We start from the raw sequence: 13,934 nt of genomic DNA, 5'->3' as shown, positions 1-13,934 counted from the left end.
GCCCCGCTCGCGCACCGCGGGACTCCGGCCCGAACACGCCACGGCCCCGGCCGGCCGAAGCCGTACCGGGGCCGTGGTCAGGGCATGGTGCCGTGCGCCTGGCGGGTGTGCTCGTTACTCGCCGGCGGACTGGTCCTTCGGCGGGTGCTCGTTACTCGCCGGCGGACTGGTCCTTGCGGCGGCGCAGGAAGAAGACCGAGCCGCCGCCGATGACCACCAGGGCGATCGCGATGCCCGCGATGACCGGGGTGGCGTTGGAGCTGCCGGTCTCGGCCAGGTTGCCTTCGGCGGCCGCCGTGCTGCCGCCGGCGGTGGCGGTGGTCGTGGTGGGCTGTTCGGCGGTCTGGGTGGTGAGGCCGTCGGTGCCGCTGCCGGTGGTCTTGCAGTCCAGGACGCCCTTGAACGTGCGGCTGAACCCACCCGGTCCGGTGACCGTGACGTCGTACGCCTGGTCCTCGGCGACCGGCACGGTCACCGTCTCGGACTTGCCGGGCTCGACGGTGTGCTGTGCCCCGGCCAGTTCGTACGTGAAGGCTTCGTCGCCCGTGTTGCTCGTGGTGACGTCCACGCCGCCCTTGGCGCAGTTCTTCTTCGCGGTGACCGCGGGGATCGCGCCCTTGCCGGCCCAGGTCGCGGTGGCGCTCGCGGAGACCGTGGACTCGCTGGAGCCGGCCAGGATCTGCGTCTGGCTCTTGGTGGCGCCGGCGAAGGCCCGGCCGACGGGGACCGACGTGGTGGCCTGGACCGTCAGGGAGGCGGAGCCGTCGGAGGCGCCTGCCGGGATGTCGAAGTAGAGCTGGGAGCCGTTGGTGGCCGTGGTGACGGCCTTCCCCTTCTTGTCCGTGATCCTGACGCCGCTGGCGGAGTCCGCGGGCGGTGTCACCGAGACCTGCCCGGCGTTGGTACGGACGGTGACGGGGCCGACGCGCCTGCCGGAGTTACCGGACACCGCGGCCGGGTCCAGGGCGAGAGACGCCTTGGGCTCGGCGGTGTCGGTGGCGGAGCCCTGCAGCCAGTCGGCGAGCTTCTCCGCCTGGACATCGGATGCCGTCACGTCGGCGTTGTCCGAGTAGCGCCAGATGGCGACCTGGGTGCCGGCCGCCGCGGTCCGCTCGGTGAGCGGGCCCGTGCCGGCCTCCTTGGCGAGTGCCTGGAGGTCGTCGATCTTCGGGTAGGAGTGCTCCAGGATCCAGCGGATCCTGCCGGCGTTCTTGTTCGTGCCGAGCGAGGTCTGGTTCCAGGGGGTCTCCAGGTACTTCGCCTGGTCCTGGGTGGGGTTGTGGATGTCGATGCAGTACGTCTTGAACTTGCCGCCGCCGTCGACCGTCATCTCGAAGAGCCCTGCGGGCAGCTTCTGATTCTTGCCGTCGGCGTGGAGGACCGCGCTGTCGAACGTCTTCAGCCCGTCCAGGGTCGCGGTCGCACCGCCCTGGTGCGGGGGTGCCTCGTCGGCGACCGCGCTACCCGCACCGGTGAGTGCGCCCGCCACGACCAGGCCGGTCGCCACCACGGAGGCGGCCAGCCGGGCTATGCCCCGGGTCCGTCGGGGTTCGGCCGTCGTCATGGATGACGAGGCGGTCGCTGAAGAAGCAGAAAACACAGAATTCCCCTCCGGGCGAGACCCTCGCGTCCGTTACGCGTGTGGGGAATGTCCCGCCAGCCGACTCAAGTGCCCTGTGAGTACTGAGGAATCCTAAAGACCGCGCGAAGCGCAGTCCCCCGTCATACCGTCTGACAACCATTCCGAATCGGAATCGTTATGCCGGGTAACGTCCCGCCCCGGGAGAGGACCTGGGAGGAGACCGAGAGGGAACCGGCGAGAGGACAGGCGAGAGAGGCCGGGCCGGAATGCGGTCCTCGTCGCCTGAACCAGGTGGCGGGTCAGGGCGCCGACACCAGTTCCGGAGCGGCCTTCTGACGTGTCGTCCGGCGCCTGGTGACCGGGCGTTCCGCCCGGACGGCCTCGGCCGGCTCATGCTCCGTATCCCCCGGCTCCGCCCGGTCCGCTGGCTGTTCGCGCTCCGCCGGACGGTCCCGCACGGCCCACTGGTCCGGCTCGTCGGCTCTCCGCGCCCCGTTCCGCGCCGTCAGCCCCGGCTCGCCCCTGACCACACGCCGGAAGGCCGACGTCCCCCGGGTCAGATCGTGTCCCACCGCCACCGCCTCGATGTCCACGAAGGTCCGGCGCTGCCCCTCCCGTTCCTCCTCGCGCACCTTCAGCCTGCCGTGCACCACCAGCGGTTCCCCCACGGCCACGGAACCCGTCAGATTCGTCGCCAGGGTGCGCCAGGCCCATACCGTGTAGAAGCTGGTGTGCCCGTCCGTCCAGAGCTCCTTCTCCCGGTCCCACCGCCGCGGCGTCACCGCGAACCGGAATCGCGCCATTCCTCCACTCGCCGTTTCCCGGAACTCCACACCGGTCGCCGCGTTCCCCACCAGCGTCACCAAGGTCTCGTTCATGACTCCGCCTCCCCTTCGGTCCGGATATCGGTGACCGCGCTCCTGCGTCCGGTCACTGATCCCATGGTGAAGGGGAGGCGAAATTCCCGCTGAAGCCTGTGGACTAACGGCCCATTGTGGAAAACTCCGTCACCGCCACGAAGCGCTCGCGGACCTCCCGATAGCGCACCAGTTCCGCCGACACGGGATCGAGCACCCGCGCCCGCCCGCAGGCCGCCGCTGCTTCGCGCAGCCTTCGTTCGGCCTCCTGGCCGTACCGACGCGCGGGCCCCCGGGCAGCCGCCGCGCACGACCACTCCACCAACGGACCGCCGATGATGCCCGCCAGCATCACCAGAGCGGGCGTCAGCAGCCCCGGCTGCAGGACGCCGATGATCTGGCCGGCCAGCCACAGACCGCCGAAGATCTGCAGCAGCGTCATCACCACCTGGGCCAGGACGGCCGCGGGCCACCAGGCCGGCCGCGGGGGCTTCGTGCCACGCCCCGGCTGAGCCTGGGCAGAACCTCCTCGGGCATCCGTCGCCACACCGGTCGCCCCCGCGGTCGTACCGCCGCCGTCCGCGCCCCGGCCCTCCGTCCCCGCTGCCCGCCCTGCCAGTTCGTCGAGTGCCTCCGGCAGCCCCCGCGCCCCGTGCACGGCGGCCTCGCGCACTGCCTGCGCCCACGGCCCGGGCAGTCCGTCGGCCGCGTCGTCGGCCACCGTGCGCACGGCCTGTTCGACGCGTTGGCGTGCGGTGAGCTGTTCCTCGGGCGGGGCGCCGAGTGCGCCGCGGTCCGGGCCGCCGGGCTGCCGGGCCGACTCGTACCAGCGCCACAGCCGCAGCCACGGCGTTCCGCACGCCCGTCCGGCGTTGCGGCGCCACTCGCGTTCGGCGGCCTGTCCGGCGGCGGCGGCGCCGACGGCCTCCGCGAGACGGTCGGCGAACTCCTCCCGGGCCCGCTCCCCCAGTCCCGGCCGCCCCTCGGCGACGTACACCGGACGGAGTCGGTCCGCGGCGGCGTCCACGTCCGCGGAGAGCCGGCGCGTAGCTGCCGTACGGTCCTGGACGAACCGGCCCAGCAGTTCGCGCAGTTCGCCGACTCCGTCGCCGGTGAGCGCGGACAGGGACAGGACGGTGGCGCCGGGTTCGCCGTGTTCGCCCAGCGCCATGCCGTCCTCGTCGAGGAGCCGGCGCAGGTCGTCCAGGACCTGGTCGGCGGCCTCGCCGGGCAGCCGGTCGATCTGGTTGAGGACGACGAAGGTGACCTCCGCGTGCCCGGCGAGCGGCCGCAGGTAGCGCTCGTGGAGGGCGGCGTCCGCGTACTTCTCCGGGTCCACCACCCAGATCACCGCGTCGACGAGCGCCAGCACCCGGTCCACCTGGTCGCGGTGTCCGCGCGCCGCCGAGTCGTGGTCGGGCAGGTCGACCAGGACGAGGCCCTGGAGCGCCTCGTCGGCCGCCGCGCTGCCTGGCTGCGGCCTGCGCCTGAGCCGCCCGGGGATCGCGAGCCGGTCCAGCAGCCCCGCGGCACCGTCCGTCCAGGAGCAGGCGAGGGGCGAGGCGGTGGTGGGCCTGCGGAGTCCGGTCTCGGAGATCTGGGCGCCCGCGAGGGAGTTGAAGAGGGTCGACTTGCCGCTGCCGCTCGCTCCGGCGATGGCGACGACGGTGTGGCGGGAGGAGAGCCGCCGGCGGGCCGCGGCCTCGTCGAGGACCCGCCCCGCCTCCGCGAGGTCGGCCCTCTCCAGCCGGGCCCTGGAGAGGCCGACGAGTTCGCGCAGCGCGTCCAGACGCGAGCTGAGCGGGCTGTCGGAGGGCACGTACGCCTCGACCTGGGGCCGTACGTCGTCCTCCGGGACGGCTGCGGGGGCCTCGTCGGGCGCCGTCTCCTCGGTGACGGCCGCGGCCCTGCGGGCGATGAGTCCGTCGTCCCAGCCTCCGGGCGGCCTGCCGTCGTCGTGCCCGGAATGCTCGCCGGGTCCGGAACCATCCGGACCGGAACCATCCGCTCCGGAACTGTCCGGGCCGGAACCGTCCGGGCCACGCCCGGGTACCGGTCCACGCCCGGGTACCGATCCACGCCCGGGTACCGATCCCCGGCTCTGTCCCGGACCTTCGTCAGTGACGGCAGTCATCGCTGCCACCTCTCCTTCTGCAGTACGGACAGCGCGGCGATCAGTTCGGCCTGCGGCTCGGGGGCCACGTCGAGTGCGTCCAGCGGGGCGAGCCGGCGGTCGCGTTCGCCGCCGAGCACCTGGTCGAGATAGGTGGTGAGCAGCGCGCCGCCCTTGTCGCGCAGCCGCAGGGCGCCCTGGACGCCGATGCGTTCGGCCAGTTGTTCTCCGGCGGTACGGGCCCGGCGTCCGCCGAGGAGGGCGGCGGCGAGGAGGGCGGCGACGGTCTCGGTGTCGGGTGCGGTGTTGCGTTCCATGAGCCGCACCTCTTCCTCGGCCAGTTCCTCCAGGACCCGGCGCCACCTCCGTACGGTCATGGCGATCCGGCCTCGGATGTCCTCGGGCGGTCCCCAGCCGCCGGCTTCCCGGCCCGTCGTCTCGAAGCCGAGGACGGCGGCCGCGGGTTCCCGCCGCCAGGTCGTGCGGATCGTTTCGTCGGCGGCGGCCACCGCGCACTCCAGGAGCGCGGCGAGCGATTCCACGAGTGCGTCGAGCACTTCCTCCGAAGTGCTGTAGAGCGGGTAGCCGCGCCACCGGGTCCGCGCGTCCCCGGCGAGCGCCCCGCCGCTCTGGAGCCGCTTCCGGACGCGTGCGCCCTCCTTGCGGTACGCCTCCTCCACCACCCCGGTCAGCCGTACGGCGGCCGCGTACTGCGCCGCGACGGCTCCGGCCAGGGCCGGCATCCGGACGTCGAGGGAGTCGATGACCCCGGCCGCCGTCCGCCCGACCGCCTGCTGACGGGCCGCCGGGTCCTGCGCGCGGTGGGTGAGCCAGGCGCGCAGCGGGGCGACGGCCGTGGTGGGGAGCAGCCCGCTGCCGCCACCGGCGGACTCGGGCAGTTCCGGGATGGTGAACCGCGGCACCTCGCCGAGTCCGGCCTTGGTGAGCAGCGCGCCGTACTGCCGTGAGACCTCGGCGATGACCTGGTGCGGTACCCGGTCGAGGACGGTGACGAGGGAGGCGTCGTACTCCTTGGCCGTTCGCAGCAGATGCCACGGCACGGCGTCGGCGTAGCGGGAGGCGGTGGTCACCATGACCCAGACGTCCGCCGCGCAGATGAGTTCGGCGGCCAGGACACGGTTGCGTACGACGAGCGAGTCGATGTCGGGGGCGTCCAGCAGGGCGAGGCCGCGCGGCAGCCCGGCGGCGGTCTCGACGCGCAGTGCGGTCCCTTCCTCGGCCGCGTTCCCGTCGGGTCCGTCGAGGTCGTCGCACTGGCCGGGGTCGGCGGACTCCTCGGGCGGCAGCCATACGCGGGTGAGCTGGGGCAGGACGCGGATGTCGGCGAACCAGTGATGATCATCCGGATGGCAGACGAGAACCGGCGTCCGCGTGGTCGGCCGCAGCACTCCGGCTTCGCTGACGCGGCGTCCGACGAGTGAGTTGACGAGCGTCGACTTGCCCGCGCCGGTGGATCCGCCGATGACCGCGAGGAGGGGAGCCTCGGGGTCCTTGAGCCTGGGCAGCAGGTAGTCGTCGAGCTGGGCGAGCAGTTCGATCCTGGTCTGCCGGGCGCGTGGAGCTCCTGGGAGCGGGAGTGGAAGACGCACGGCAGCGACACGGTCGCGCAGGGCGGAAAGTGCGTCGATGAGCTGAGGCCGTACGTCCAAGGTCACCACATGCGAAGAATGCCCAATTTTGGCGCCTTTTTGAAGCGTATAGACACCTCTGCGCGCCGGTTCCTCCGTCCGGACAGAGGGGACGAGTGGGGCGCAGGCATAACGAGTGCACAACACCCGGGGCGTCAGGCGTCAAAAGCGATGCATGAATCGCACCCACCTGCGATTATCGTCTCGCTTCACTGAACCTCCACATCGTGCCACGCAGGTGAAGCAACCGGGCCGAGTCAATCGGAGCCCTATCCTTGTCCCGGCAAGGTCACGGACCGCCCGGGTCCAGGGCTTCAGGCCACCGAGGCCACCCGGCCCCCGTAGCTCAGTGGATAGAGCAGGCGCCTTCTAAGCGCTTGGCCGCAGGTTCGAGTCCTGCCGGGGGCGCATCAGCCCAGCCCATGACAGGCCCTCCCTCGGGAGGGCCTTTCCAGCAGGTCACAGCACGGTAGCGAGGGCTGTGTAGCGAGCGCGTAAACGCCGGGCCGCGACCCTCCGGTCGCGCGGCCCGGCAATCCGGCGGCCCGAAAGTCCGGCGGTCTCGCGGGCGACGGCGTAAACCGCTGGCGGGCCGCATCGCCCCGGGGAGACGCTGTGCCCCATGACGACAACCTTGATCACCGGGGCCAACAAGGGCCTCGGCCACGAGACCGCCCGCCGCCTCACCGCCGCGGGCCACACCGTCTACGTGGGAGCGCGCAACATCGAGCGGGGCTCGGCGGCCGCGGCCGCGCTCGGTGCGCGGTTCGTCCAACTCGACGTCACCGACGACGCGTCGGTCGCCGCCGCCGCGGCCACCATCGAGTCCGACGGCGGCCTGGACGTCCTGATCAACAACGCCGGAATCGAGGTGCGGTCGCCGGAGGGCGGCATCATCGGAGCCGCGGAGCTGACCGCCGACGTGATGCGAGAGGTCTTCGAGACCAACGTCTTCGGCCTGGTCCGGGTGACCCACGCCTTCCTGCCCCTGCTGGAACGTTCCGCCGCCCCCGTCGTGGTCAACGTCAGCAGCAGCCTCGCCTCGCTGTCCCAGGCCGGAAAGGGCTACCCGGGTGCCGCCTACCCCGCCTCCAAGACCACGGTCAACATGCTCACCGCGCAGTTCGCCAAGGCGTTCCCGCGCATGCGGATCAACGCCGTGGAGCCCGGCTACACCGCGACGGACCTGAACCGGCACGAGGGTGCGCAGACCGTCGAGCAGGGTGCCGAGATCATCGTGCGAATGGCCCAGCCGGGGCCGGACGGCCCGACCGGCGGCTACTTCGACGCGGCGGGTCCGCTGCCCTGGTAGACGCCGCGAACCGCGGCCGTCGCGCTGGCAGGACTGCGAGACGGCGGGACGACGGGACGACTGCACGCCGGGACGACGGGACTACAGGGCGCCGGGACTGCTGCGCCATTGACCCGGCGCCCGTCGCCCGTCTAACTTTCGACGAGCTCGATTGAAACCTTTCAGACCGTGCGCCCTGCGGCCCAGCGCCGGCGCGCCCCTCGCCCGGGAGTCCCGATCATGCAGCGCGTCTGCTTTCTGCTGAACGTCCGCAAGGACCGCATCGCCGCCTACCGCGAGCGTCACGCCGCCGTCTGGCCGGACATGCTCGCAGCGCTCTCCGAGGCGGGCTGGCGCAACTACTCGCTCTTCCTCCGCGAGGACGGGCTGCTCGTCGGCTATCTGGAGACGGAGGACTTCGACGCGGCCCGTGAAGCGATGGCCACGACCGAGGTGAACGAGCGGTGGCAGCGTGACATGGCGGGCTTCTTCGAGCAGTCGGAGGCGGCGGACGAGGCGATGGTGCCGCTCACCGAGGTCTTCCACCTGGCCTGATGCGGTGCCCGCGCCCCGTCAGATGTCAGCAGCGGCCAGCAGGACGAACGCGGCCAGCGAGAGCGCGGTACGGACGCGGTGGAGGGCGTTCCAGCGGGCTTCGAACGCGGTACGGGCCGCGCCGTCGTCGCCTCCCTCGGACTCGGCCAGTGCCGTGTTCAGCGGGATGTTGCCGGCGATCGTCACCAGATGGGAGACGACGGCGCAGACCAGTGCCGCGGCGACCAGCGGCCACCCGTCCTCTCCGTACTCGGTGAAGGCCGCGACCGCCGGGAAGGCGATCACGCCGAGGAAGAGGACCAGGAAGACGGGCCCGGGGACCTTCTCGTTGAAGCGGCGCATCGCCGCGGTGAAGCCCGCGTCGGGCAGCGCGGCCAGACCGGGCATGATCGCGACGAGGAAGGTCAGCATGAAGCCGGCGTAGAGGCCGGTCGTGATCACGGCGAGAGTCAGGAACAGGGAGGCCATGGGCCCATCATGGCCTGGCCGGACCGGCCGAACGGGCCGAATTCGCAAGCCCGTACGACCATCCCCGCCGCGGCGCAGTGCGCCGGTCAGTCCATCTCGCCCTCGCCCGCACCCGTTCCCGTTTCGGTACGGCCGCCCTTGAGGCGGTCCGCCTCGGCGATTGCGGTGGCCAGCTTCGCCACCGAGGCGTCCTCGGTCGTCCGCGCCAGTTCGTCGGCCCTGGTGGCGAGTTCACCCAGCCCGGGTGCGCCAGGGAGCGCGCCGCCTCGCAGGTTGTCTGCGAAGTAGGCGGCAGCCGCGGTCACTTGCAGCCGGGTGCTGCTTCCGCCCCACAGCTTGCCGTCGATCGCGCCGGTCTCGACCGAGCCCGTCTCCTCGTGCGCCGCCCGGGACTTGGGGTCCAGCCAGCGCACGGTCGCGGTGGCGACATGGCCGGAGGCTCCGTCCCGCAGGAGTACGGCGTAGAGCGCGGTGACCGTGTGGCCGGGGCCGACCTCGCCACCGTCCACACGGTCGTTGCGGAAGTCGTCGTCGGCGACCTCGCGGTCCTCGTAGCCGATCAGTTTGAACTTCTCCACGGTCTTCGGGTCGAACGCGACCTGCGCCTTGGCGTCGCGCGCCGTCAGTTCGATGTGGGCGGGCAGCTGGTCGACGAAGACCTTGCGGGCCTGTTCCTCGTCGGCGATGTACGTGGTGTGGCCGTCGCCCTTGTTGGTGAGGCGTTCCATCAGGGCGTCGCCGTAGTCGCTGCCGACGCCGACCCCGAAGAGGGTGATGCCGTAGTCGCGGCGGGCCGAGTCGACGCGTTCGAGGATCGCGTCGGCGTCGGTGTCACCGGTGTTGGCCAGCGCGTCGGAGAGCAGGACGACGCGGTTGTTGGCGCCCTTGCGGTGGCCGTCGACGGCCTCCTCGTAACCGCGCCGGACACCTGCCCCCACATTGGTGGAGTCGGCGGGCTCCATGGAGTCCACGGCGTCGTGGATCTCCCCGCGGTGGTCCTTCAGCCGGGTCATCGGCAGGACGGTCTTCGCCTCGTCGCTGAAGGTGACCAGGGAGACCGAGTCGTCGTCGCGCAGCTCGTCGGTGAGGATGCCGAGCGAGGTCTTCACCAGGCCGAGCCGGTCGGACGAGGCCATCGAGCCGGAGATGTCGACGACGAACGTGAGGGCGGCGGGCGGGCGTTCGGCGCTGCTGGGCGCGGCCTTGGTGGCGAGGCCGACCCGTACCAGCGACCAGTCTCCGTCCTCGGCGCCGGCCCGTGCCCCGTCGACGGAGACCGTGAAGCCGTTCCCGTCCGGGCGGTGGTAGCCCTGGCGGAAGCTGTTGACGAACTCCTCCGGCCGTACGGTCTCCGGGCCCGGCAGCCTGCCGTCGGCGAGGGTGCGGCGCGCGTAGCCGTAGGAGGCGGTGTCCACGTCCAGCGCGAAGGTGGACAGGTAGTCGGGCGCGGCGGGCTCCCTCAGTCCCTCCGACTTCTCCGCGCCGTCCGCCGGCTTCGCCGCGTCCGCCGCCGATCCGCCCGTCGAGGACCCCCCGCCGGTGGCGGCCGGCGCGCGACCGACCGCCCGCTTACCGTTGTCGGCGGAACTCGTGTCGCTCGTCCCGCCGCCCGAGCAGCCGGTGAGAAGTACGCCCCCTGCGAGGAACAGCCCTGCCGTTCCTCGGTACATCCGTGTCCTGCGTCCCATCGTTCGGCCCCCAGTGTCGTCGTGTCACCACTTGTGAATGTGACGTGCCGACGGGGGCGCCGGAGCCGTCGAAGACGTTGCGGAACGATCTCGATGCGGCAACGACGGACGGTGATCCGGCGGAATGTCAAGGTCAGGACACGATGTCCTTACGACTGAACCCCCGGAAGGCGAAGGCGAACAGGATCAGGGCATATGTCACCGAGATCGCCGCGCCCTTCGCCATGCCGGCCCACTCCAGATCGGGCTGGAGTGCGTCGGCCCACGCGAACTGCCAGTGGGCGGGCAGGAAGTCGCGCCAGGAGCCGAGCGCGGTGACCGCGTCCAGCACATTGCCGACGATGGTCAGTCCGACCGCGCCGCCGACCGCGCCGAGCGGGGCGTCCGTCTTGGTCGACAGCCAGAACGCCAGCCCGGCGGTGACGAGTTGGGACACGAAGATGAAGGCGACGACGAGCGCGATCCTGGGCACCGTGTCCCCGGTCGCGAGCGCACCGCCGGTGGGCAGTTCGAGCGGCCCCCAGCCGTACGCGGCGGCCCCGGCCGCCAGCGCGACCAGCGGCAGCAGCACCATCGCGGCGAGGCTGAAGCCGAGCGCCACGACGAGCTTGCTCCACAGCAGCCGGGCCCGGGGCACGGGTGCCGCCAGCAGGTAGCGCAGCGAGGACCAACTGGCCTCGGAGGCCACGGTGTCGCCGCAGAACAGGGCGACCGGGACCACGAGCAGGAAGCCGGCCGAGACGAACAGGCACGTCGCCGCGAAGTTCGCCGCAGAAGCGGTCGCGGTGTCCATCAGGGTGACCCGTTCGCCGCCCCCGGGGCCGCCGTCCGGGGTGCCGCCGATGGCGAACGCGACGATCAGGATGAACGGCAGCGCGCCCAGCACCCCGCCCATCAGCAGGGTGCGCCGCCTGCGCAGCTGGCGTACGGCCTCCACGCGCAGGGGAAGGGTGCGCCGGGCGCGGTATCCGGGCGCCTCGGGGGCCTCGGCGACTTCGGCTGCGGTACTCATGCGGAGCCTCCGGAGATCAGGGTGAGGAACGCGTCCTCCAGGCGGCGGTGCGGCCCGACACCGGTCAACGGCAAGTCCAGGCGCACCAGTTCGGTGACGAGCTGCGGCGAGGTGGCGCCGTCGAGCCGGACGAGCAGCCCGTGCGCGTCGTCGGTGCGGACGGCGGAGCCGATGCCCGCGAGTGCGGCGATCTTCTCGACGAGCGGTTCGGTGATCTCCTCGGCGGAGGTGACCAGCACCATGTCGCCGGAGCCGGTGATCTCGGCGACGGGTCCGGCCTGGACGAGCCGGCCGCGGTCCATGACCACCAGATGGGTGCAGGACTGCTCGACCTCGGACAGGAGGTGGCTGGAGACGATGACGGTGCGGCCACCGGCCGCGTACCGGATCATCACGTCGCGCATCTCGCGGATCTGGGGCGGGTCGAGCCCGTTGGTCGGCTCGTCGAGGATGAGGAGGTCCGGCATCCCCAGCATGGCCTGGGCGATGGCGAGGCGTTGCCGCATGCCCTGCGAGTACGTGCGGACGGCCCTGGCCAGCGCGTCGCCGAGCCCGGCGATCTCCAGGGCCTCCTCGATGTGCGAGTCCCCGGCGGGGCGTCCGGTGGCCTGCCAGTACAGCTCCAGGTTGGCGCGGCCCGACAGGTGCGGCAGGAAGCCGGCGCCTTCGACGAACGACCCGACGCGGGACAGCACGGGAGCGCCGGGCCGGATGGCCCGTCCGAAGACGCGGATCTCGCCGTCGTCGGGCGTGATGAGCCCCATGAGCATGCGCAGCGTCGTGGTCTTGCCCGCACCGTTCGGCCCGAGGAGCCCGAGCACCTGCCCCTTCTCGACGCGGAACGACAGTTCCCTGACGGCGTACCGGTCGGCGGACTTGGCGTACTTCTTCGACAGGCCGGTGATCTGCAGCGGTACGTCGGTGAGTGCGGGGTCCGGGGCGGGGGTGGCGGTACGGCGGCGGGTGGAGAGCAGCAGGACCGCCGCGATCACGACGGCGGCGGCCGGGAGGCCCCAGGTCCACCAGGGCAGGGCGGCCGCGGCGGTCGTCAGGCCGGGTGCGGTGGGCAGGGTGAGCGGGCCGTCGAGGGAGACGGTGTACGTGGTCGGCGCGGCCGGGGACGCGTAGCCGAGGTCGGTGGCGGCCAGCACGAGGCGAAGGCGGTGTCCCGAGTCGATTTCGTGGTCGACGGCGGGCAGCGTCAGCTCGATGGGCTTGCCCTGTTGCGCGGGGGTGATCCGGTAGGGGGCGACGAGCTGGGAGGGCAGCACCTGCTGCTTCCCGTCCGGCGACACGTCGTACACCTTGCCGAACAGCACGGCGTCGCCCGCTCCCGCCTTCACGTTCACGCGGACGGTCGGTGAGCCGGTGATGCGGCGCGAGGTGGTGAGGGGGGCGGAGTCGAAGCGGGCGTACTGCCCGGGGAAGTCGATGGAGAGCCCGACGCCGAGCGTGGACAGCTGGGCGAGGCCGCCGCCGACGCCGGGGACGGCGGAGATGGCGGGCGGGTTGGCTCCGGCGGGATTGCTGAACTTCTGTGTGCCCCCGCGCAGCTCGACGCTCTCGGCGCCGCTGCGCAGCCCTGGGTAGGTGTCGCCGCTCGCGCCGCGGGTGAGGGCGGCCCCGTCGGTGGAGTCGATGCCTCCGGTACGGGTGACGCGGAAGGCGGGGCCGGTGGCGGCGCCCTCGTCCTCCTTCAGGTAGCGGTCGAACCAGTCGCCGACACGCTTCTGCACCCGGCCGGTCTCCATGTCGCCGCCGTCGTGCCCGCCGGCGATCCAGTCGACGGAGACGGGTGCGCCGTTGGCCTCGATGGCCCGGGCCATGGCGTCGGCCTGGCCGAGCGGGAAGAGGGAGTCGGTCTGCCCCTGCACGATGAGCGCGGGCACCTTGATGCGGTCGGCGACGGCGCTCGGGGACCGTTCGGTGAGCAGGGCGCGCGCGGCGGCGTCCGGCTTGCCGCTGACGGCGACCCGCTCGTACATGTCGCAGAGCTGCTTCTCGAAGTTCCCGCAGCCCCCGCCGGTGGTGACGAAGATGCCGGCCCAGAGCTTCTTGAACACCCCGTCGGGGAAGAGCGCGTCCGCGAGGTTCCAGTACGTGATCTCCGGGGCGATGGCGTCGACGCGCTTGTCGTACCCGGCGGCGAGGAGCGAGACGGCGCCGCCGTAGGAGGCGCCGGTGATGCCGACGCGGGGGTCGCCCTTGGCGTCGAGCTGTACCTCGGGGCGGGCGGCGAGCCAGTCGATCAGCCGGGAGACGTCCTTGACCTCGCGGTCGGGCGCGTTGAGCGAGATCCTGCCCCCGGACTTCCCGAAGCCGCGCGCGGACCACGTCATGACGGCGTACCCGTCGGCGGCCAGCTGTTCGGCCTGCGCCCGCGTATCGGCCTTGCTGCCGCCGAATCCGTGGCCGATGAGCACGGCGGGCCGGCGCTGTGTGCCGCCGGTGGTGAAGTACGAGGTGTCGACGGACACCCCGTCGACGCGCATCATCCGGTCCTGCCGGTGGACGGCCGGCGCGCTGTCGTCGGCCACGGCGGTCCAGGTGCCCGCACCGGCCAGCACGACGAGCGCGGCGACACCCGCCGCCCACCGGCCTCGGGAGCGGGGCAGCAGACGCCGCCACCTGGACGTACGCGCAATAGGGGTCTCCATGATGTCGAGCCTAAGCGGACCGCCGCCCCGCCTACGCTGCCGTCAGGCGGAAGTGCCCGGCC

At 72.2% G+C, this 13,934-nt stretch carries 10 protein-coding genes and 1 tRNA gene; 3 read left to right on the top strand and 8 right to left on the bottom strand.

Going from position 1 to position 13,934, the window contains the following annotated elements:
* Positions 1-151: 151 nt before the first annotated feature.
* The 4 genes from OG959_RS25800 to OG959_RS25785 form a co-directional block, all read right to left on the bottom strand.
* On the bottom strand, positions 152-1,564 hold the full coding sequence (locus tag OG959_RS25800) for an LAETG motif-containing sortase-dependent surface protein (RefSeq protein ID WP_326662150.1): 1,413 nt from the start codon (positions 1,562-1,564) through the stop codon (positions 152-154).
* 317 nt (positions 1,565-1,881) lie between these two features.
* Positions 1,882-2,460, bottom strand: a complete 579-nt coding sequence (locus OG959_RS25795; RefSeq protein WP_326662149.1) for a single-stranded DNA-binding protein — start codon at positions 2,458-2,460, stop codon at positions 1,882-1,884.
* 103 nt (positions 2,461-2,563) lie between these two features.
* Entirely contained in the window at positions 2,564-4,573 is a 2,010-nt protein-coding gene (locus OG959_RS25790) for a GTPase (protein ID WP_326662148.1), read from the bottom strand.
* Positions 4,570-6,222 (bottom strand): dynamin family protein, encoded by a 1,653-nt coding sequence (locus tag OG959_RS25785; RefSeq protein WP_326666605.1) that lies wholly within the window; start codon positions 6,220-6,222, stop codon positions 4,570-4,572. The genes OG959_RS25790 and OG959_RS25785 overlap by 4 nt, the downstream gene beginning before the upstream one ends.
* A gap of 314 nt (positions 6,223-6,536) precedes the next feature.
* On the opposite strand from OG959_RS25785, the gene OG959_RS25780 reads away from it, so the two are divergent.
* The 3 genes from OG959_RS25780 to OG959_RS25770 all read left to right on the top strand — a co-directional run bounded on the left by OG959_RS25780 (position 6,537) and on the right by OG959_RS25770 (position 8,047).
* Positions 6,537-6,609: transfer RNA gene (locus OG959_RS25780), tRNA-Arg, on the top strand.
* Positions 6,610-6,823: 214 nt separating this feature from the next.
* Positions 6,824-7,513, top strand: coding sequence for an SDR family NAD(P)-dependent oxidoreductase (locus OG959_RS25775; protein ID WP_326662147.1), 690 nt, complete (start codon positions 6,824-6,826; stop codon positions 7,511-7,513).
* Between the two features lie 219 nt (positions 7,514-7,732).
* Positions 7,733-8,047 (top strand): L-rhamnose mutarotase, encoded by a 315-nt coding sequence (locus tag OG959_RS25770; protein ID WP_326662145.1) that lies wholly within the window; start codon positions 7,733-7,735, stop codon positions 8,045-8,047.
* A gap of 18 nt (positions 8,048-8,065) precedes the next feature.
* Here the strand turns inward: OG959_RS25770 and OG959_RS25765 are convergent, their stop codons facing one another.
* From OG959_RS25765 to OG959_RS25750, 4 genes are all read right to left on the bottom strand, one after another.
* Positions 8,066-8,515 carry an anthrone oxygenase family protein gene (locus OG959_RS25765; protein WP_326662143.1) on the bottom strand — a complete coding sequence of 150 codons (450 nt, stop codon included), beginning with the start codon at positions 8,513-8,515 and terminating at the stop codon, positions 8,066-8,068.
* A gap of 86 nt (positions 8,516-8,601) precedes the next feature.
* Entirely contained in the window at positions 8,602-10,203 is a 1,602-nt protein-coding gene (locus OG959_RS25760; RefSeq protein ID WP_326662141.1) for a vWA domain-containing protein, read from the bottom strand.
* Between the two features lie 133 nt (positions 10,204-10,336).
* Entirely contained in the window at positions 10,337-11,215 is an 879-nt protein-coding gene (locus OG959_RS25755; protein WP_326662138.1) for an ABC transporter permease, read from the bottom strand.
* On the bottom strand, positions 11,212-13,872 hold the full coding sequence (locus tag OG959_RS25750) for an alpha/beta fold hydrolase (protein WP_326662136.1): 2,661 nt from the start codon (positions 13,870-13,872) through the stop codon (positions 11,212-11,214). Before OG959_RS25750 ends, OG959_RS25755 begins: the two co-directional genes overlap by 4 nt.
* Between the last annotated feature and the right edge of the window lie 62 nt (positions 13,873-13,934).

Origin of the sequence: Streptomyces sp. NBC_00385, assembly GCF_035917155.1 — a bacterium.
Lineage (GTDB): Bacteria > Actinomycetota > Actinomycetes > Streptomycetales > Streptomycetaceae > Streptomyces > Streptomyces poriferorum.
The sequence above is the reverse complement of the archived record's forward strand: the minus strand, read 5'-3'. Positions and strand labels throughout refer to the sequence as shown.